The organism is Pseudomonas sp. AGC41 (assembly GCF_057334555.1).
Genome location: NZ_JBHFJB010000022.1, coordinates 89,978 through 109,161, shown reverse-complemented (window position 1 = coordinate 109,161; position 19,184 = coordinate 89,978). Strand labels below are relative to the sequence as shown.

Below are 19,184 nucleotides of genomic sequence, written 5' to 3'. Positions count from 1 at the left end.
GGCAAAGCCTTGCCGTCGGGCGCCACGTCGATGTTCCAACTGGCGATCTGCGCTTCGGTAGCCTTGGTGCCCAAACCGTATTGGGATTGTGCCGAGGCATGAGTCAGCGCACAGGCGCACAGCAAACCTATGAGTAACGAACCACCTTTAAGCCCGTCCATTGGTCACCTCCCCACTGCTGGACACGCGCCACGGTTGCACCGAGTTGTTGTGGTAGAAAGAGACCTTGCCGCGTTCATCAATCAGCTGTTCCAGCATCGGCTGAACATATCCGGTCTCGTCGATGGCGCGGCTCATGATCATCAACTCTTGGCCGTTCCATTCGAAAGGTGCCCTGAAGGCGGTCAGCGCCTTGGTCAGAATGGGCTCCTGTAACCTGGCTTGCGTCCAGGTATTGCCGCCATCGACGGAGACATCGACACGGGTGATTTTGCCGTGGCCGCTCCAGGCGATGCCACGCATTTCATGCAGTCCCTTGCGCGTCAGTTTCTGGGTGCCGGAAGGGTAGGTCACCAGCGATTTGCACTCCATGACGAAGGAAAACTTCCGAGCTTTGCCGTCCGCCATCAAGTCGGTGTATTTGGCGGTTTCTTCCCGGCTGTAGGCGGGCGCATCGGTGACATGAAGTCGGCGCAGCCATTTGATGTGGGTGTTGCCCTCGTAGCCGGGGACAAACAGCCGCAGCGGGTAGCCCTGTTCCGGCCTTAGACGCTCGCCGTTCTGGCTGTAAACAACCATCACATCGTCCAGGCATTTCTCGATGGGAATGCTGCGTGTCATTGCCGCGCCGTCCGCACCTTCGGCAATGATCCACTTGGCTTGCGGTTTGAGCCCGGCTTCATCCAGCAGGGTCTTCAGGGTAACGCCAGTCCACTCAGCACAACTCACCAGGCCACTGACTTCGGCGGCGGTTTTGCCCCACGGAGGTAGAAACGATGGGTTGCCCGAACACTCCATGAAGTGCACGCGTGACACGGCGGGGAACTGGCGTATCTCGTCCACGGTAAAGATCAAGGCGTTTTCGGTGAGGCCGTGAATTACCAACCGATGTTGTGCCGGATCGATTTGTGGGACGCCCGCGTGATGACGCTCATAGAACAGGCCGTTCGGGGTAATGATGCCGTCCAGCTCCTGAAGTGGCGAGGTGCTGTAGGCGGACATCGTGTCCTTCAGGCCGGGATACAGATTCCTGACGGCTTTGGTTTCGAACGTTGAAGGTTTGCCATAAGGGCTTGCCGTCGGGGCGCCAAGACTGCGGGTCCATTGCGGAACTTCAAGAGGCTGGCTCGGATCAATCGGGGCGATGTTGGTCGTCTCTGCGTTGACCAGATCGCTATTACCCAGCGCATAGGCAGCAGTACCGATAACGGCCCCGCTTTTAATCAAGAAATCCCGGCGAGCCAAAGCTGTTTGAGACGTGTCTTGCTGGGCGGGGACCATGGATTTTTTTGTCATTGTTGTTCCCTCTGGTTCTTTGTCGGGATGGACCCAACGGCGAGTCTATAGACCGATCGGTCGGTCTGTAGGTAAGCCTAGAACGAAAAACGCGCGTGGTCCAGTTGCAAGGACGACCATCGGTGATGGCACGTGAATGAGGGGAGCGAGGAAAGCGGCGCACTTGAAGCGCCGCTGATGACAGTCAAGCCGGGCGCGGCTCAACCTTCAGTCCGGGCAGGAGGGTGTCGCAAAAGAACGTCGCGATGGATTCCGGAGAGCGCGGGCCACCGGGCTTGATCCACAAGTAGCTGTAGTGGTGGATACCAAGAATAGCCTTCACGGCTAACGAGTCAGATGTGCGGAAGGTCCCCTCGCTCACGCCAGCCTTGAGGATATTCGACCAGAGCTTTTCATACTGCCGGTGCAGGTCGAGCAATTCAGTCTGGCGCTCGCCAATGACCGAATACACTTCTCGAAAACACACCGTCATTTCGGCCAGGTGGGTGACAATCGTGCGCATCACGATGGCCGAGAATTGGCGAAATTTATCTTCTGCAGGCTGGTCGCTCTCGCACAGGGGCGTACCCTCTGCGATGAGCACCCGCAAATACCGGCTGGTGATTTCGAACAGCAATTCTTCCTTGCTGCCGATGTGGTAATACAGCGCGCCTCGAGCCAGGCCAGTGGCTTTTTCCAACTCAGCCATGCCGGTCGCGTGAAACCCGCGCGTCGAGAACAGCTGCGCAGCGATCTTCAGTATCCGCTCCTTAGTGCTTGTTTCAGCAGGTTCGGCAGCGACGACGGCGTTCTTTTTTCCCATGGGTTAATTCCAACCGGTTGAGCGCCAATCATACCCATGCGTGCGCGCTGAAGGATACAGACGGGCGAAGCTCATCCCATGGTTGCAGGAAGATAGTTGTATTGACCGATCGGTACAGAGGCGTTTAACGTGTTTTTAAGGGCGCGGTGGCGTCGAGCGTTCTGAGAGCCTGCCTGGGCATTGGGATCGACCATGACAATAAGCAACTCCGTAACGAAGGCGTCCAGCTCGTCAGCTTCGGCAAGATTGATCGCGATGATCTGTTTCGCCATGCTCGCCTTTGCCGCGAACTCGCTGCTGTGCCGCCTGGCGCTTAAGCACACCAACATCGATGCCGCGAGTTTCAGCGTGGTCCGGCTGGCCAGCGGGGCCTTGGTGTTATGGCTGATATGTGCCTTGAGACGGTCCTCCAGCACGATCAAAGGCAGTTGGAAGGGCGCCGCAGCCTTGTTCGTTTACGTCTTTGCTTTTTCTTTCGCGTACCGTCATTTGGAGACCGGGACGGGGGCGCTGCTGTTGTTTGGCGCGGTTCAACTGAGCATGGTTCTGTACGGCGTGTTCAAAGGCGAGCGGATGCACACGTTGGCAGTCGTTGGGTTTGTGCTGGCGATTGTTGGCTTGGTTAGCCTGCTGCTTCCAGGTGCCGCAACGCCTGACCCCGTTAGCGCACTCACGATGCTGTTATCGGGGGTGGCATGGGGGATCTACTCACTGCTTGGCAAAACTGTCGCCGATCCGCTGGCCACCACAACCGGCAACTTCTTGCGCTCGATTCCCCTGGTCTTGATGGCAAGCTTGCCGTTTCTCTCTGCGCTGCGTTGGGATCCGCAGGGGATACTTTATGCGGTGCTTTCCGGTGCGCTGGCGTCAGGCGTCGGCTACGCGGTCTGGTACGTCGCGGTGCGTCATCTGGCAGCGTTTCAAGCCGCGACGGTGCAGCTGAGCGTGCCCATTCTGGCTGCGCTGGCGGGCATCGTTTTTCTGGGGGAAAGCCTGAGCGTAAGGATGGTGTTGGCATCCATTGCTGTACTGGGGGGCGTTGCGTTGGTGCTGGGTGGCAAGCATGGCAGAGCCACAGGCAGCTAGAGGCTCCGCTCGCTCAATCATGTCCGCCTGGGCGTGCCTGAGTTTGTTCGCTCAACCACTCAAGGACTAGACTGGTGCCGCCCAGTCATAAGGCCCGTCAACCCATGCTCCTCGTCCCGTCAGATACCGCCGAACAGACAAAGCTACCTTGATGAGCCAGCCGTCTGGAGTCCGCTTCTACCTTTCTGATACTTCAGCGCGTTGCGAGCAGGTCAGGCAAGAAAAGCGTCAAGGCGGTGGAGCGTCATAGCCGGGCTGGCGTAGGATGGCGCCTGCGTTTCACTCCCTGACTTTCCCTGGATAAGGTTCGAAATCATGCGGCGTATGATCTTGCTGATCGGTGTTCTACTGAGCTTTAACGTGTTGGCGCAGGATTCAGCTCAATCAAAAGATCTGAATCAACCCAAATTTTTAAACCAACCCGTAATGAAGTGGACCCTGCTGGATCAGAACGATAAGGCATATACCTTGAACGACAGTGCTCAGGTGCTGCTGATAGCGCGCAGTATGTCCGCAGCAGAGTTGCTGGATGCGGCGATGGAAGGTCAACCGGAGGGCTACCTGGAAGCGCGCCACATTGTGTACGTGGCGGATATCGAGAAGATGCCTTCACTGGTCAAGATAGTGGCAGTACCGGCCATGCGTTCGGCCAAATACAGAATCATGCTGGACCAGGACGGCAGGGTTGCCAGCCGCTATGGCGGCGACCGGGATACCGTTCAGTGGCTTGCCTTGAACAATGGCGCGGTCGTCAGTGAGCAGCGTTTTGCAGACGCCGAAAAATTGAAACAAGCAATTGCCGAGCGGGCCAGGTAAGCCCTACGGTCTTGCGCTACGTTGTCGCAGCGCTTTTTCGAAGATCATCCGCATATACCCGATGATCATTGGAGAAGGGCCGTAGACTTCCCGCAAATGGCTTTCGGCGTTGACGAGGTGAGCCTTAAGCTGTTCGCGGACTTTCTGCTCGCCGTAAAGCGCAACGAACGTCGACTTGCCCTCGTCCTTGCCTTGGTCCTTGTCGCTGTCCGGGCAATGATCCCTGAGATCGTCATACATCTGGAACGCCTGACCTAGCTCCATGGCGAAGTTCTGCAGGATCGGGCGTGTGCTGGCTTTTGCATCACTGATCAGCCAGGCCATGTCCATGATCGCGCTAAACAGTACCCCGGTCTTCAGGTTGTTGGTCAGCGCAATTTCCTCGGGGCCCCGGTTTTGCTGGCCTTCACGTAAATCCTTGAACTGGCCCTTGACCAGCCCCTGCATGCCTACGGTGTTGGCCATGACCTCCACCAGTTGCATGCGGATCGCCGGGGTCAGATCGCTAATCCCGGCAACAATCCCGAATGCGCGGCTGAGCAGGGCAACGGCGGCAAGAATCGCCACGTCTTCGCCAAACTTCAAATGCACGGTCGGCCGCCCACGGCGCAATCGCGCGTTATCCATGCATGGCATGTCGTCCAGCACCAGTGACGCTGCGTGGATCAATTCCACGGCGCAGCCCAGGTCCAGTGCCTGATCGCCACCGTGTCCCAGGCCTTGCGCAGCGAGTATCAACAGAATCGGCCGCATGCGCTTGCCGGGCGCCAGCGTGGAGTCACGCATGGCAAGCGCGACCAGATCCCGCTCGTCGCTGCTGCTGGGCAGCAATTGGTCCAGACGCTGTTCAATAGCCGCGCGCACATCTTTCAGGCGTTCGGTAAACCCAAATTCGACGGTTGCGTCAGGCTCGATTGCCATCGGTCTTGACCTTTGCTTAAGGGGATCAATAAAGGGTGATCAGCTTGCTGGCTGCCCACGTGATGCGTCTTAAACTCTGAACGACTTTGAATAACCAGTGCCTCAGTTATAGTCATTATTGTACGTAACTTGTACTAGCATCCTAATCTTGTACAACCTGGCTCAACACAATGACCACGCGCGCCGCAAAATGATTCAACCGAATTGGAGCTTCCATGACTGAGCACCCCCTGAGTCGGAGAAAGGATGATCATCTTAATATCGTGCTGGACGGCCGTGGCGTGCGCCATAACCCACGACAGGGTGGCGGCAGCGGGCTGGATGCCTTTCAGTTCGAGCACTGTGCGTTGCCAGAGCTGGACCTGGACGGCATTGACCTCACCAGCGGGCTGGTTGGGATCCCCCTCAGAGCGCCCTTGCTGATCAGCTCCATGACCGGTGGGGCGCAGCGTTCTGCAGCGATCAACCACCATCTGGCCGAGGCCGCCCAAGAGCTTGGTATCGCCATGGGCGTAGGTTCGCAGCGCGTCGGGCTGCGCAGCGGCAACGATCAGGGCTTGACCCGTGAATTGCGGCGGCTGGCTCCCGACATCCCGTTGCTGGGCAATATCGGCGCAGCACAGCTCCTGGAAAGAGATGGCCAGGAACTGGCGCGCCGCGCCGTGGAGACCTTGCAGGCGAACGCTTTGATCATCCATCTGAACCCGTTGCAGGAAGCCGTTCAGGCCGAAGGTGATCGGGATTGGCGAGGTGTGCTGGATGCCATCGGATTGACCGTGCAAAGTGTCGGCGTGCCGGTGATCGTCAAGGAAGTCGGGGCGGGCATATCGGCCTCGGTGGCGGTGGCCCTGGCGGACGTCGGGGTCCGCGTGATCGACGTGGCGGGCACCGGCGGCACCAGTTGGGCGGCGGTGGAAGCTGAGCGCGCCAGCAGCCCCGCCGATAAAGAGGTGGCGATGGCTTTTGCCGATTGGGGCATATCGACGTCCACCAGCCTGGTCAGCGTACGTGAGGCGTTGCCCGGCATCACGCTGATTGCATCCGGCGGCATTCGTAATGGCGTGGATGTAGCCAAGGCGCTGTGTCTGGGGGCTGACCTGGTGGGGCAGGCGGCGGGAGTGCTGCGCAATGCAACGGTATCGACAGCGTCGGTCATCGAGCATTTCAACATCGTCATAAAACAGTTGCGCATTGCCTGTTTCTGCACAGGCTCGGCAGATCTGGCGGCATTGCGTCAAGCCAGATTACTGTCGTCGGTTCATCGCTCATGAGCCATTTCGGCGTGGTGGCCCCGGCGTTCTATAGCCACTTCCAGGCTTTTCAGGCGCTGGCGGTAGAACTGTTGAATCGTGGGCATCAGGTCACCTTCTTCCAGCAGCCCGACGCTCGCCGTTGGCTAGGTGATCCGCGTATCGGTTTTCACGCGACGGCTGCTAGCAGCCATCCGCCGGGCAGCCTGGACGCTTCGTTGCAGCGCGCGGCCAGCTCGAATAACCCGCTGACCTTGCGGCGGGTCATTGCCGATATGTGTGTAACCACAGACATGCTGTGTAAGGAATTACCCGCAGCGCTGGCTTACAGACAGGTCGATGCGCTGCTCTGCGATCAGATGGAAGCTGCCGGTGGGCTGGTCGCCGAGGCCTTGGGCCTGCCTTATGTCTCGGTGGCTTGCGCGTTGCCGGTCAACCGCGAGCCTGGCTTGCCGCTGCCGGTGATGCCGTTTGCCTACGGCAGCGACGAACGTAGCCTGCGCATGTACGCCGGTAGCCAGCAGGTTTACGATTGGCTGATGCGGCCCCTGAGAGACGCGTTGCGAGGTGCATGTCGACGGCTTGCCATCGAGCCTCGTGATGCGCTGCATGAGTGTCTTTCACCGCTGGCCCACATCAGTCAGACCCTTGCAGGATTTGATTTTCCTCGTACTCAGCAGCCCGCGCATTTCCATGCCGTCGGACCGTTGCGCCTGCCTTTTTCGAGTACCGGGCAACCCTCGCCAGGCGGCGAAGCCCTCGAGTGGCAGATTGATAAAAATCGACCCTTCGTCTTTGCCAGCCTGGGCACCTTGCAGGGCGGGCGCCTGGGTATGTTCCGGCGGATTGCGAAGGCCTGCCGCCGCCTGGACGCGCAACTGTTGGTCGCCCATTGCGGCGGGCTCGATTCGGCCCAGGAACGCATGCTTCTCGAGGCTGGCGCGACCTGGGTCACTGCGTTCGCCGCCCAGCAAGCGGTGCTTGAACACGCCGACGTAGTCGTGACCCATGGAGGTCTCAACACCGTGATGGATGCCATTGCCACCACTACGCCGATGCTCGTCATGCCCATCGGTTTTGACCAGCCGGGGGTGGCGGCGCGTGTCAGCTACCGAGGCCTGGGCCTGAAGCTGAACCGCTGGGCGAGTGCCGCCACCATTGCCGATGGGCTGGCCCGGCTGCTTATTCTTCGACGAGAACCCTTGCAACGGATGGCGGCTGAGTTGCAGCACGCCGGTGGCACCCGCAAAGCGGCGGACATCATTGAGGGGGCGGTGCGCAGCGGTGAACCTGTGCTGACCCAGGCGGTGGCATGATCTACGATCTGATCCTCGCCGGCGGTGGGCTGGCCAATGGGTTGATCGCCTGGCGGCTCAAGCAGTTGCGCCCTGAGTTACAGCTGCTCTGCGTTGAGGAGCAAGCCCGGATTGGAGGTAACCATACCTGGTCCTTTCACGACTCGGACTTGACGCCAGAGCAGCGTCAATGGATCAGGCCCTTGGTGGTGCAAACCTGGCCTGCCTACGATGTGCATTTCCCGGGACGTTCGCGCCGGCTGAACAGCGGTTACGCCAGCATCACCTCCGAACGCTTTGCCCAAGTGATCGAACCCGCGCTCAGTGATGGGGGGCGGGCAGGGTTGCGTGTGGCACAGCGGATCGAGCAGGTCACCCCGACTTCGCTGTTGCTGGCGGGCGGCGAGGCGTTGCAGGCCAAGGCCGTCATCGACGGGCGGGGCGTTCAGCACAGCGAACACCTGGTGCTGGGCCAACAGGCGTTTCTGGGTCAGTTGCTGCAGCTCCAGGCCCCTCACGGGCTGGACGCGCCGATCATCATGGACGCCCGGATGGCTCAAGGGCAGGGCTATCGTTTCGTCTACGTCTTGCCGTTTTCAGCCGACACGGTGCTGGTGGAGGACACGCACTACGTTGAGCGCCAGAGCTTTTCTTCTGGGCAGCTGCGCGAGCATATTCGTGATTATGTGCAGGATCGCGGGTGGACCGTTGCTCGCTGCCTGCGCGAAGAGCAAGGCGTATTGCCGATCACCCTGGCAGGCGACTTTTCCGGCTTCTGGCGCGAGGCGCCCGGCCAGCCGCGTTCCGGTTTGCGGGCAGGTTTGTGCCATTGCACAACAGGTTATTCGTTGCCCCAGGCGGTTCAACTGGCGGACTGGGTCGTCCGCCAAGAGAACCTGCAAGCGGACGCCTTATACCTTGGTATTCGCGCATTCGCTGAACAGGCGTGGCGGCGCCAAGGGTTTTACCGTTTGCTTAATCGCATGCTGTTCCTGGCAGGCAAACCCCAGGACCGCTGGCGGGTGATGCAGCGTTTTTACGGGCTGCCCGAGGGACTGATCAAGCGTTTCTATGCCGGCGAAAGCACGCTGCAAGACAAGCTCCGGGTGCTGATCGGCAAGCCGCCTGTTCCCATCAATGAGGCCATGTACGCGGCGCTTCGCTGCCTGCCTCGGCATTACAAGGATCAAGCATGACCCAGGGAAAAAGTGCGATTGTGATCGGCGCCGGTTTTGGTGGCCTGGCACTGGCAATCCGGCTGCAGGCGGCGGGCGTGCAGACCACCTTGCTGGAAAAACGCGACAAGCCCGGCGGCCGCGCCTATGTGTATCACGACGAGGGATTTACTTTCGATGCCGGGCCGACAGTGATTACCGACCCTACGGCCATCGAAGAATTGTTCGCAGCGGCAGGCAGAACCATGCGGGACTACGTCGAGATGCTGCCGGTCTCGCCGTTCTATCGTTTGTGCTGGGAGGACGGTACGCAGTTTGACTATGCCAACGATCAGGCCGGGCTGGACCGTCAGATCAGCAAGCTCAATCCCAAGGATGTAGAGGGCTACCAGCGGTTTCTGGCGTACTCAAGGGCGGTTTTTCGCGAGGGTTATCTCAAGTTGGGCGCCGTGCCGTTCCTGTCGTTTCGGGACATGATCAAGGCCGGGCCGCAGCTGGCTCGGCTGCAGGCATGGCGCAGTGTCTACTCGATGGTTTCTGAGTTTATCGAAGACGAAAAGCTGCGCCAGGCGTTTTCGTTTCACTCCCTGCTGGTGGGCGGCAACCCGTTTGCCACCTCATCGATCTACACGTTGATCCATGCGCTGGAACGCGAATGGGGCGTGTGGTTTCCCAAGGGGGGGACGGGGGCGCTGGTGCATGGGCTGGTCAGGCTTTTCGAAGACATCGGCGGGCGTGTGGAGCTCAATGCCGATGTCGCCAGCATCGAGGTGCAAGCGGGCAAAGCCAGCGGCGTGCGCTTGAAGAACGGTCGCCTGCTGCAAGCGGACTGCGTCGCTTCCAATGCTGACGTGGTGCATACCTATGAGCAACTGCTGGGCGGCCATGCCCGTGGCATCAAGGAAAGCGCGCGCCTCAAAGGCAAGCGCTTCAGCAACTCCCTGTTCGTCATCCATTTCGGCCTCAAGCGGCCGCAACCCCAGCTCCAGCATCACACGGTCTGCTTCGGGCCGCGCTACCGGGCGTTGATTCACGAGATCTTCAATGGCGCTGAGCTGGCTGAGGATTTCTCGCTCTACCTGCACGCTCCCTGCGTCACGGACCCCAGTCTGGCCCCGGCGGGTTGCTCCAGCCACTACGTGCTCTCGCCGGTTCCGCATCTGGGTAACGCGCCCATCGACTGGGAGGTGGAAGGCCCACGCTACCGGGATCGGATTTTCGCGTATCTGGAAAAATACTACATGCCCGGCTTGCGGGACGATCTGGTGACCAGCCGGATTTTCAACCCGAATGATTTTCACCGTGAGTTAAACGCGCATTTGGGGTCGGCGTTTTCACTTGAACCGGTGCTGCAGCAGAGTGCCTGGTTCCGGCCTCATAACCGCGACGCGAGCCTTGGCAATGTCTACCTGGTAGGCGCGGGCACTCATCCCGGTGCGGGCGTGCCCGGTGTCATCGGCTCAGCGAAGGCCACGGCAGGTTTGATGCTGGAGGATCTGCGCTGATGAATCGCGATGCAGATCAGGACTTGCTGGAGCACGCCGAACACAGCATTGCCGTGGGCTCGAAGAGCTTTGCCGCAGCCTCGCGTTTGTTCGACCCGTCGACCCGGGCTAGCGCCGTGATGCTTTATGCGTGGTGTCGGCATTGCGATGACGTGATAGACGGCCAGGAGGCGGGGCATTCGGCGACCGTGTTGAGCCAGTTTGACATTGACCGGCGCCTTGCCGACCTTACCGCCCAGACTCGAGCAGTCTACGAAGGGCTGCCTGCGCAGCACCCAGCCTTCGCAGCGTTCAGAGAGGTGGTGGTCAAACATCGTATTCAGGAGCGCTATGCCCTGGAGCATCTGGCGGGCTTTGCGATGGATGTGCATCAGCGCCGCTATCAGAGCGTCAACGACACCTTGGACTATTGCTATCACGTGGCCGGGGTCGTCGGGCTGATGATGGCTCAGGTCATGGGTGTCAGCGACCGAAAGACATTGGACCGGGCCTGCGACCTGGGCATGGCGTTTCAATTGACCAACATTGCCCGCGATATCGTCGAAGACGCTGCCGTCGGCCGCTGCTATCTGCCATGCGACTGGCTGGATGAGCTTTCGATCCCCGAAGCGTCACTCGCCGACGTTCAGTATCGGCCCGGTCTGGCGATTCTCGCGCAACGGCTGGTGCAGATGGCCGAGCCTTTTTACGCCAGTGCCGAGGCGGGATCAAGCGCACTGCCGTGGCGTTCTGCGTGGGCGGTGGCGACTGCGACGGGTGTCTATCGGCAGATTGGCATCAAGGTCGTCAGGCGGGGCGAGCATGCCTGGGACACGCGGGTGTCGACCTCAAAGGTCGACAAATTGCGGCTGGTGCTCAGCGGCCTATACCGCGCCGTTACTGCTCGCGGGCGTCATTGGCCCGAGCGTTTGCCGAGCCTGTGGCAACGTCCGGATCATTCTTGTGAAGAGGCCCACCATGCAGATCGCGCAACTGAGCCCGAAGCGCAGCGGTAGTCGGGGCATAGAGAAAGCCGAATGAGACACAGCGGTCCTTGCCCGACACCGCATGGTGCATCAAGTGCGCTTGATACAGACGCTTGAGATAACCGGTGCGAGGGATATATTTCAACGGCCAGCGTTTGTGGACTAGCCCATCATGGGCCAGAAAGTACAAGAAACCGTAAGCCGTCATCCCGGCCCCTATCCATTCCAGTGGGTGGATGCCCTGTGTGCCAAGCGCGATCAGCACGATGGCGAACAGCGCGAACACGATCGCGTACAGGTCGTTTTTCTCGAACCAGCCGGTGCGGGGTTCATGATGGGAGCGGTGCCAGCCCCAGCCCCAGCCGTGCATCACATATTTGTGCGCAAGAAATGCAAAACCCTCCATACCGATAAGGGTCGCGAAAAATACCAGTGCGTTTGTCATCAGGCGGTTCATCCGAGCAAAGACACAGCATCGGACTGCGCCGAGGCGGTGAACGTTCTAACATCTGACAGCGCGATGCTGGCCCCCGGTAAAGGGAGTTTTAGCTTGATATCATCAAGCCGGACGTGGCTCAACCTTCAGTTCGGGCAGGAGGGTGTCGCAGAAAAACGTCGGTTTCAAGGTCTTTTCTCTCCGTCATACTTTCTGCCAGCGTAGCTATGCGGTACGTCCATAAGGCGCAAACGTCGCAAGGCACTTGCCAATGCCCTGACGTTAACGTAAACATGGCAACCAGGCGCTGAACTCAAAAGGGCGCAGGGCGGACCGATCCGGAGCGCTTGATGATGCTGATAAAAACAACTCATCCCCAACCTCATCGTGAAGCTCGACTGGCTCGAGAAAAACTGCACCTCGAAGGCACTGTTCCCGATGGCGTGTTGCGCGCGGAAATCGACGCGTCTTGGCGGCGTAGTCTCAGTCATGGGGTGCATTTCAACGCCAAGCAAGAACTGGCGCTCGAGTCGAACGCAAGCCTTGAAGTGTTGCTGGAGAGCCACCGGTTGCTGATCGATGCGGCGATGCCAGCCATCGATTATCTGGCTGAGCGCCAGGGCAAGGAAGGGCTCATCATCCTCGCCAATTCCGACGCCACGATCCTTGCCGCCGAAGGCAGCTGCGACCGTTTCAAGGGCGGCGACCTGCAAGACATTACGCTGGGCGCTTGCTGGAGCGAAGCGGCGCGTGGCACCAACGCGCTGGGAACCGCATTGGTGGAAGCCCGCCCGACGATGATTGATTGCGGTGAACATTATCTTGACCGTCTTACCGATTTCTCCTGCACCTCGGTGCCGATCTATTGTCCGCAGGGCGACATCCTTGGTGTCCTTGACCTGACCCGCGAAGGCCCGCTCGGCCGTATCCACGACAGCACCGCATTGCTGACCATGGCCGTCAGTCAGATCGAAAGTCGTGTGTTCAACGCTTGTTACCCGGACCAGATCGTTCTCGCCTTCCACAGTCGTCGGCAATACCTGGAATCCGCTTGGCAGGGCTTGCTCGCGGTGAGTCTTGGCGGGCAGATTCTTGCGGTCAGCGCCCAGGCTTGTCAGCTGCTCAACGCAGAGCGTTCGGCGCTGGTTGGTCGACCCTGTGAAGAGTTTCTGGGGCTTGACGGCCTGCAGCTGTTATCGCGCCTGCATCAGGGCAGCATCGGCAGTTTGCAGACTGCCAAAGGTGAATTTTTCTACAGGACCCTGCGAGCGCCGCAGCGCTCGATCAGCGTCAGCACCCCAACGCGAACGCCAACCAGGACCGCTAAACCGAAACCCGATCTCGACTCCCTGGCCGGCAACAATTCCCGTTACGCTCGTGCGCTGCGGATGGCCCGCCAAGGTCTCGCCAATGAATTGCCGGTGTTACTGCTGGGCGAAACGGGTACCGGCAAAGAAGTCGTTGCTCGAGCGCTGCACATGGCTGGAGCGCGCTGCGACAAACCTTTCGTTGCGGTGAACTGTGCGGCAATCCCAGAAGGCCTGATCGAGTCGGAGCTGTTTGGCTATCGCGAAGGTGCCTTCACCGGCTCGCGCCGGGGCGGCATGGTCGGGCGTCTGCAACAGGCCCATGGCGGCACGTTGTTTCTCGACGAAATCGGCGACATGCCGCTGGCCATGCAGGCCCGTTTACTCAGGGTATTGCAGGACCGCAAGGTCGCGCCGCTGGGCGCTGGAGAAGAGCAAGACATCGATATTGCACTGATCTGCGCCACGCATCGCGACCTCAAGCGTCTGGTGGAAGACAAACACTTTCGCGAGGATCTGTTCTACCGGGTCAACGGCATCAGTGTGATGCTCCCGGCCCTGCGCGAGCGTGACGATCTCGGTGAGCTGGTCGATCGTCTGCTGGCCAAACTCGATGCGCCGATAGTGGTCCTGCATGACGATTTGATCCGCTTGCTGGGCAGCTATCACTGGCCGGGCAACATCCGCCAGCTGGAAATGGTTTTGCGCACCGCGTTGGCCATGCGTGAGCCGGGGGAAACCGTGCTCACCCTCGACCATTTGCCCGACAGCATGCTCGATGAACTGACCGCCGGCGAACGCCCTCAGAGCGGCAGCATCCGAGAAAACGAACTGGAGCTGATTCGTCAGTCCATGGACACTCACCTAGGTAACGTCTCGGCCGCCGCCAACGCGCTGGGCATCAGCCGCGCGACGCTGTATCGCAAGCTTAAACAGCTGCGCTCGTGATGTTGCGTCTGATCGTTCGGCTGATCGACGGCCAGAACCCTGCGGCCCAGCAAGCGGCATTGCTCTGGCTCTACAGCTTCGTGCGCCCGCACCGGTTGGCGATTGCCGGGCTGCTTGGGCTGTCGGTCTGCGCCTCGTCGCTGGTACTGGTGCAGCCTTGGCTGACCAAGCTGTTGATCGACGATGGCCTGTTGGCGCGCGACTACGCAATGCTGGTGCTGATCGCCGGGTTGATGATTGTCGCCGGGTTGTTGGGCACGGTACTGTCAGGTGTTAATCGATATCTGCACACGCGGTTGTCCGGACGGATCCTGTTTGCCCTGCGCGATGACCTCTATCGGCATTTGCAGACACTCTCGCCGGGCTTCTACGGCCAGCGGCGGATCGGCGATCTGATGTCGCGCCTCGATGGCGATGTCGCGGAGATCCAGCGTTTTGCCGTGGATTCGCTGTTCTCCGCAGTGTCGAGCGTGATCGGTCTGGTGGTTGCCGTGGCGATGTTGGTGACCTTGTCCTGGAAACTTTCGTTGCTGGTCTTGGTGCTGATTCCACTCGATGTGCTTTGGCTACGCTGGATGCGGCGCAAGGTCGAGCGCGATGTGCGGCAGCTGCGCGAGCGATCGGCGGACATGTCCTCGTTCATGGTCGAAACCTTGCCGGTGATGAAATTCATTCAGTCCGCTGGCCAGCAACAGCGCGAAGCAAGACGGCTGGAGGCGTTGGGCCAAGGGTATATGAGTCAGCTCCTGCGCCTGCAAGTCACCGAGTTTTTCACCCAGGCGGTGCCCGGTACTCTGACGTCGTTATCGCGGGCCTGTGCGTTTTTGATCGGCGGTTACTGGGTGGTGCAAGGGACTTGGCAGCTGGGCGCATTGATCGCGTTTTCGACTTATCTGGGCATGGCGGTGGGCCCGGTTCAGAGCCTGCTCGGCCTTTATGTCGCGATTCAGCGGATGACCGTGAGCCTCGGGCGCGTGATGGAACTGCGCGGTGAAGAGCCGACCGTACTCAGCCCGGTTATACCGAAGCCGATGCCGGCTTCGGGCGAACTGCGTTTCGACAACCTGTACTTCAGCCATCCCGGTCGCCCGGTCACCTTGCGCGGCATTGAAGCGCGAATTCCTTATGGTTTGAAAGTCGCCCTGAGCGGCGGCTCCGGTGTCGGTAAATCGACCCTGATCGATCTGCTGCATCGGCACCACGATCCGCAGTCCGGTCGGGTCTTGCTGGGGGAGGTCGATCTGCGGGAGCTGGACCTGTTCCAATTGCGTCGGCGGATTGCCGTGGTCAGCCAGGACATCGTGCTGTTTCGCGGCAGCCTCGCCGACAATCTTGGCTATGCCGTGCCGGACGCCAGCCGCCAAGCCATTGCCGAAGTGGCGCGACTGGCGCAGCTCGACAGTCTGATCGAGTCCCTGCCTGAAGGTCTCGACAGCCCTTTGGGCGAGCGTGGCCAGCAATTGTCCGGTGGACAGAGACAACGGATCGCCATTGCCCGGGCGCTGTTGCAGGACCCGTTGATTCTGGTGCTGGACGAAGCCACCTCGGCGGTCGACGAAGCCACCGAGCGTGAAGTGATAGAGGCCATCGACCGGTTGTTCGCCGGGCGTACGCGGATTCTGATCAGCCATCGACCCTCGACCCTGGCCGATGCCAATCTGCGCTTTGAACTGCTGGATGGCGTACTTACATCAGACGCGGTGCAACATGAAGCCTGAACTGCGAATTGGTGTGGTGGACAGCGGTCATTCGCCAGTGCAACGGGTCCGGGTGATTGCCGGCAGAAGGTTCTCGCTGCTGGAGGATGATCTTGCCGAAAGCGATTTACGTGATGATCCGCTGGGCCATGGCGGCGCGGTGATCGAGGCGATCCGCCGGCGTGCACCGACGGCGGTTTTCTGCGTCGCCCAGGTGTTCGACCAGCGTGGCGTCACCAGCGCCTTGCAGATCGCCACGGCCATCGATTGGCTGGTGGCGCAGGACGTGCGGTTGATCAATCTGAGCCTCGGTTTGCGGCGGGATCGAAGCCTGCTGCGTGAAGCCTGTGCGGCGGCGATCGCCCGGGGTATTTTGCTGTGTGCGTCCAGCCCGGCCCAGGGCGAGGGGGTGTTTCCAGCGAACTATCCGCAGGTATTGCGGGCGACCGGCGATGCGCGTTGCACCGAGCAGCAATGGTCGTGGCTCAACAGCGTCCAGGCAGATTTTGCCGCGTGTGTTCACGGTACCTACCCGGGGCAGTCGGGTGCGAGCCTCGGCTGTGCGGCATTGAGCGGGCACATTGCGAGTTTCCTCATCGAAAATCCCGAGGCGAGCAACGAACACGTTGTCGAGTGGCTGCAAAAAAACGCCCGTTATCATGGCCCTGAACGGCGCGTCGGCCCATGAAGCCGATTGTGATTCTTGGCGCGGGGCCTGCGGGGGCGGCGGTCGCCCTGGGGCTGCGGCGGCTTGGATACCCCGTCACGCTGGTCAGTGAGTGGCGGCGCTTTGCGGCGTTCGAAGGGGTGTCTACGCGGGTGCTGGAGGCACTGCGCGCTGTGGGGCTGCATCAAGCGTTGCAGGATGCGGCGCAGCCTTCCCAGCGGCAGGTGTCCTGGAATGGTCAGCGGCACGCGCAGAACATCGAATTTTTGCTGGATCGCCCGAGCTTCGATCGCGGCTTGCGCGAGGATTTGCGCCTGGCCGGCGTCGCGTTGATCGAAGGCCGGGTGTTGACGGTGCAGCCGCACGCTTTGGGGCATCGAGTCGAACTGCAAGGGCGCGAAGCACTGTTCGCGGATTTCTTGGTAGAGGCGCGTGGACGCCAGGCACCGGCCCTTGGCAAAGGCCTGCGCGGGCCAGAGACAGTCAGTCTGCTCAATCGCTGGCAAGGTACGCCGGGTGTCACCGCCAGCGCTGTGGAAAGCCTTGCGGACGGCTGGGCCTGGATGGCGCGCCGGGCCGACGGCCAATGCTATTGGCAATGGACAGTGGACGTGGCCAGTGCCGAGTTGCCGGGGAAGGCGCTGTTGCTCGATTACTGCCGTCAGCGGTTCCAGCAGTCGGCATTGACCCAGGCGTTTTTCGCGGGTGAACGGCGAACCGATCTACACCTGCATGCCCGCAGCAGTACGGCGATCTTGTGTCCGCAGGTCTGTGCCGACAGCTGGATCCGGGTGGGCGACGCGGCCATGGCGGTGGATCCGCTGTCGGGTAATGGCATCTTCCAGTCACTGTCTTCGGCATTGCAGGCACCGATGGTGATCAACACGCTGTTGCGCAAACCTGAACGGAGGTTGCTGGCACAGCGTTTTCATCAGCGGCGGGTAGAGCAGTTGTTTTTACGCTTCGCGCGCATTGGCCGGGACTTCTATGCCGATGAGCAGCGCTGGCCGGACCAGCCGTTCTGGCAGGCGCGAAGGCAATGGCCGGATGCTGAGGTCGCCCACGCCGCGGCGGATTTTTCCGCTTTGAAGATTGAGTCTGCGCCGGTGCTCAGGGATGGATTCGTGGATGAGGCCGAAGTGGTGATCACGGCGGATCAGCCGCTGGGGATCTGGCATGTGCAAGGGGTTGAGCTGGCGCCTTTGGTGCGGCGGTTGCGCAGCGAGCCGGCCGAGCGGGTGTTGGAGGGGTTGTCGGCGGAGCAAGGACGGATGGTTCGGCGTTGGTTGTTGGGGCAGGGGTTCAGCCCTGAAATTTGAGTCGCCTGGGCTGGCCTATCGCGAGCAAGCTCGCTTCCACAGTGGTTCGTGTGATGGCTAGGATTGCAGCTTCACCACAACCCACTGTGGGAGCGAGCTTGCTCGTGATAGCGGTCTAAAAAACGCCGCCAATCACAACTTGATCAACACCGATTTCAACTCGGTGTAATGCTCGATCGCCGCATACCCCATCTCTCGCCCAACCCCTGACATCTTGTAGCCGCCAAACGGCAACGCCGGGTCCAGGGCGCTGTGGCAGTTGACCCACACCGAACCCGACTTGATCCGCGGAATCAACCGGTGCACCGCCGCCAAATCGTTCGACCAGATGCTTGCCCCAAGGCCATAAGGGCTGTCATTGGCCATGCGCAGCGCATCAGCCTCGTCGTCGAACGGAATCGCTACCAGCACCGGACCGAAAATTTCCTCTTGGACCAATGAATGCCGTTGATCGACATCGACAATCACCGTGGGTTTGACGAAGAACCCCGGCCCGAATTGCTCCCCGCCGCAGGCGATGGTTGCGCCGCTTTCCCGACCTTTTTCGATGTAGCCATAAACCCGTTCCTGTTGCCGCGCGGAGATCAGCGGGCCCATTTCGACACTGGGGTCCAGTCCATTGCCGAGCTTCATTGCATTGGCGATGTCGGCGATATCCGCCACCACATTGTCGAAATGCTTGCGCTGCACATACAGCCGCGAACCGGCGCAGCAGACCTGGCCTTGGTTGAAGAAGATCGCACTGGCGGCACCCGCGGCAGCGGTTTTCAGGTCCGCATCAGACATGACGATCGTCGGCGATTTGCCGCCCAGTTCCAGGGTGACCCGGGTCATGGATTCCATGGCGATTTTACCGATCTGCTTGCCCACGGCGGTGGAGCCGGTGAAGGTCAGCTTGTCCACCAACGGGTTATGGGTCAGGGCGGAGCCCGCCGTGATACCAGTGCCAGTGACCACGTTGAACACGCCTTCGGGGTAACCGGCTTCCAACACCAGTTCAGCGAGCTTCAGCGCGGTCAGGGGCGTTTCGTCGGCAGGTTTGAGCACGACGGTGCAACCGGTGGCCAGCGCCGGGCCGAGTTTCCAGCAAGCCAGCAGCAGCGGGAAGTTCCAGGCGACGATGGCCCCGACTACGCCTACCGCTTCGCGGCGAATGAAACTGTGGAACTGATCGTCGGGCATCAGCGGCAGCGACACATCCACGCTGGAGCCTTCGACCTTGGTTGCCCAACCGGCCATGTAGCGCAGGAAGTCGATGGACAGTTGCACGTCCATCACTTGAGCCACCGCCGCGCTCTTACCGTTGTTCAGGCATTCGAGTTGCGCCAGCAGTTCGGCGTCGCGCTGCATCAGGTCGGCGAGTTTCCACAACAGATTCTGCCGCTCCCGAGGACGGGTGCGGGTCCAGGCCGAATCGTCGAACGCCTGACGGGCGGCGAGCACTGCGCGGTCGACATCCTCGGGCGTGGCCCGTGGCACCAAGCACAGCACTTCGCCGGTGGCCGGATTGTGCAGGGGCATGGTCTGGCCGTGGGCGGCC

The 19,184-nt window shown here is 60.6% G+C and carries 17 protein-coding genes; 11 read left to right on the top strand and 6 right to left on the bottom strand.

What is annotated here, in order from left to right:
- Window positions 1-147: 147 nt before the first annotated feature.
- The 3 genes from soxC to ACE04F_RS03265 form a co-directional block, all read right to left on the bottom strand.
- A complete protein-coding gene (gene soxC / locus ACE04F_RS03275; RefSeq protein ID WP_486104827.1) occupies window positions 148-1,455 on the bottom strand; it encodes a sulfite dehydrogenase in 1,308 nt (435 codons plus the stop codon).
- A 184-nt stretch (window positions 1,456-1,639) separates the two neighbouring features.
- On the bottom strand, window positions 1,640-2,257 hold the full coding sequence (locus ACE04F_RS03270) for a TetR/AcrR family transcriptional regulator (RefSeq protein WP_025214418.1): 618 nt from the start codon (window positions 2,255-2,257) through the stop codon (window positions 1,640-1,642).
- Between the two features lie 71 nt (window positions 2,258-2,328).
- Window positions 2,329-2,529 (bottom strand): hypothetical protein, encoded by a 201-nt coding sequence (locus ACE04F_RS03265; protein WP_486104825.1) that lies wholly within the window; start codon window positions 2,527-2,529, stop codon window positions 2,329-2,331.
- Here ACE04F_RS03265 and ACE04F_RS03260 point away from each other — a divergent pair.
- Entirely contained in the window at window positions 2,528-3,343 is an 816-nt protein-coding gene (locus ACE04F_RS03260) for a DMT family transporter (protein WP_486104823.1), read from the top strand. The genes ACE04F_RS03265 and ACE04F_RS03260 overlap by 2 nt on opposite strands.
- A gap of 315 nt (window positions 3,344-3,658) precedes the next feature.
- Entirely contained in the window at window positions 3,659-4,159 is a 501-nt protein-coding gene (locus ACE04F_RS03255) for a hypothetical protein (RefSeq protein WP_486104821.1), read from the top strand.
- 3 nt (window positions 4,160-4,162) lie between these two features.
- On the opposite strand, the gene ACE04F_RS03250 is transcribed toward ACE04F_RS03255, so the two are convergent.
- A complete protein-coding gene (locus tag ACE04F_RS03250) occupies window positions 4,163-5,080 on the bottom strand; it encodes a polyprenyl synthetase family protein (protein ID WP_486104819.1) in 918 nt (305 codons plus the stop codon).
- Window positions 5,081-5,295: 215 nt separating this feature from the next.
- On the opposite strand from ACE04F_RS03250, the gene fni reads away from it, so the two are divergent.
- Genes fni through ACE04F_RS03225 form a run of 5 tightly spaced genes read left to right on the top strand, consistent with a single transcriptional unit; the run spans window position 5,296 to window position 11,300 of the window.
- On the top strand, window positions 5,296-6,351 hold the full coding sequence (gene fni, locus ACE04F_RS03245) for a type 2 isopentenyl-diphosphate Delta-isomerase (protein ID WP_486104817.1): 1,056 nt from the start codon (window positions 5,296-5,298) through the stop codon (window positions 6,349-6,351).
- Window positions 6,348-7,646: a glycosyltransferase gene (locus ACE04F_RS03240; protein ID WP_486104815.1), complete on the top strand. Its 1,299-nt coding sequence runs from the start codon at window positions 6,348-6,350 to the stop codon at window positions 7,644-7,646. The genes fni and ACE04F_RS03240 overlap by 4 nt, the downstream gene beginning before the upstream one ends.
- The gene (crtY, locus tag ACE04F_RS03235; protein WP_486104813.1) at window positions 7,643-8,821 is read left to right on the top strand and encodes a lycopene beta-cyclase CrtY; all 1,179 of its coding nucleotides are present in this window, start codon (window positions 7,643-7,645) and stop codon (window positions 8,819-8,821) included. The genes ACE04F_RS03240 and crtY overlap by 4 nt, the downstream gene beginning before the upstream one ends.
- Window positions 8,818-10,305 (top strand): phytoene desaturase, encoded by a 1,488-nt coding sequence (locus ACE04F_RS03230; RefSeq protein WP_486104811.1) that lies wholly within the window; start codon window positions 8,818-8,820, stop codon window positions 10,303-10,305. Before crtY ends, ACE04F_RS03230 begins: the two co-directional genes overlap by 4 nt.
- Window positions 10,305-11,300: a phytoene/squalene synthase family protein gene (locus tag ACE04F_RS03225; protein ID WP_486104809.1), complete on the top strand. Its 996-nt coding sequence runs from the start codon at window positions 10,305-10,307 to the stop codon at window positions 11,298-11,300. The genes ACE04F_RS03230 and ACE04F_RS03225 overlap by 1 nt, the downstream gene beginning before the upstream one ends.
- On the opposite strand, the gene ACE04F_RS03220 is transcribed toward ACE04F_RS03225, so the two are convergent.
- Window positions 11,182-11,715 carry a sterol desaturase family protein gene (locus tag ACE04F_RS03220; protein ID WP_486104807.1) on the bottom strand — a complete coding sequence of 178 codons (534 nt, stop codon included), beginning with the start codon at window positions 11,713-11,715 and terminating at the stop codon, window positions 11,182-11,184. The two genes, ACE04F_RS03225 and ACE04F_RS03220, sit on opposite strands and share 119 nt — an antisense overlap.
- 341 nt (window positions 11,716-12,056) lie before the next feature.
- Between ACE04F_RS03220 and ACE04F_RS03215 the strand changes: the two genes are divergently transcribed.
- From ACE04F_RS03215 to qhpG, 4 genes are read left to right on the top strand one after another with little or no spacing between them, the layout of a single operon-like run.
- On the top strand, window positions 12,057-13,961 hold the full coding sequence (locus ACE04F_RS03215) for a sigma-54-dependent Fis family transcriptional regulator (protein WP_486104805.1): 1,905 nt from the start codon (window positions 12,057-12,059) through the stop codon (window positions 13,959-13,961).
- On the top strand, window positions 13,961-15,679 hold the full coding sequence (locus ACE04F_RS03210; RefSeq protein WP_486104803.1) for an ABC transporter ATP-binding protein: 1,719 nt from the start codon (window positions 13,961-13,963) through the stop codon (window positions 15,677-15,679). The genes ACE04F_RS03215 and ACE04F_RS03210 overlap by 1 nt, the downstream gene beginning before the upstream one ends.
- The gene (qhpE, locus tag ACE04F_RS03205) at window positions 15,669-16,346 is read left to right on the top strand and encodes a subtilisin-like serine protease QhpE (protein WP_486104801.1); all 678 of its coding nucleotides are present in this window, start codon (window positions 15,669-15,671) and stop codon (window positions 16,344-16,346) included. Before ACE04F_RS03210 ends, qhpE begins: the two co-directional genes overlap by 11 nt.
- A complete protein-coding gene (gene qhpG, locus ACE04F_RS03200) occupies window positions 16,343-17,644 on the top strand; it encodes a flavin-dependent monooxygenase QhpG (RefSeq protein WP_486104799.1) in 1,302 nt (433 codons plus the stop codon). The genes qhpE and qhpG overlap by 4 nt, the downstream gene beginning before the upstream one ends.
- A 132-nt stretch (window positions 17,645-17,776) precedes the next feature.
- Here qhpG and ACE04F_RS03195 read toward each other — a convergent pair.
- On the bottom strand, window positions 17,777-19,184 hold a 1,408-nt coding region (locus ACE04F_RS03195), incomplete at its 5' end, for an aldehyde dehydrogenase family protein (protein WP_486104797.1).

Coding starts and splice junctions, on each gene's coding strand:
- soxC (WP_486104827.1), bottom strand. CDS start 1,455: ATGACAAAAAAATCCATGGTCCCCGCCCAGCAAGACACGTCTCAAACA.
- ACE04F_RS03270 (WP_025214418.1), bottom strand. CDS start 2,257: ATGGGAAAAAAGAACGCCGTCGTCGCTGCCGAACCTGCTGAAACAAGC.
- ACE04F_RS03260 (WP_486104823.1), top strand. CDS start 2,528: ATGCTCGCCTTTGCCGCGAACTCGCTGCTGTGCCGCCTGGCGCTTAAG.
- ACE04F_RS03265 (WP_486104825.1), bottom strand. CDS start 2,529: ATGGCGAAACAGATCATCGCGATCAATCTTGCCGAAGCTGACGAGCTG.
- ACE04F_RS03255 (WP_486104821.1), top strand. CDS start 3,659: ATGCGGCGTATGATCTTGCTGATCGGTGTTCTACTGAGCTTTAACGTG.
- ACE04F_RS03250 (WP_486104819.1), bottom strand. CDS start 5,080: ATGGCAATCGAGCCTGACGCAACCGTCGAATTTGGGTTTACCGAACGC.
- fni (WP_486104817.1), top strand. CDS start 5,296: ATGACTGAGCACCCCCTGAGTCGGAGAAAGGATGATCATCTTAATATC.
- ACE04F_RS03240 (WP_486104815.1), top strand. CDS start 6,348: ATGAGCCATTTCGGCGTGGTGGCCCCGGCGTTCTATAGCCACTTCCAG.
- crtY (WP_486104813.1), top strand. CDS start 7,643: ATGATCTACGATCTGATCCTCGCCGGCGGTGGGCTGGCCAATGGGTTG.
- ACE04F_RS03230 (WP_486104811.1), top strand. CDS start 8,818: ATGACCCAGGGAAAAAGTGCGATTGTGATCGGCGCCGGTTTTGGTGGC.
- ACE04F_RS03225 (WP_486104809.1), top strand. CDS start 10,305: ATGAATCGCGATGCAGATCAGGACTTGCTGGAGCACGCCGAACACAGC.
- ACE04F_RS03220 (WP_486104807.1), bottom strand. CDS start 11,715: ATGACAAACGCACTGGTATTTTTCGCGACCCTTATCGGTATGGAGGGT.
- ACE04F_RS03215 (WP_486104805.1), top strand. CDS start 12,057: ATGATGCTGATAAAAACAACTCATCCCCAACCTCATCGTGAAGCTCGA.
- ACE04F_RS03210 (WP_486104803.1), top strand. CDS start 13,961: ATGTTGCGTCTGATCGTTCGGCTGATCGACGGCCAGAACCCTGCGGCC.
- qhpE (WP_486104801.1), top strand. CDS start 15,669: ATGAAGCCTGAACTGCGAATTGGTGTGGTGGACAGCGGTCATTCGCCA.
- qhpG (WP_486104799.1), top strand. CDS start 16,343: ATGAAGCCGATTGTGATTCTTGGCGCGGGGCCTGCGGGGGCGGCGGTC.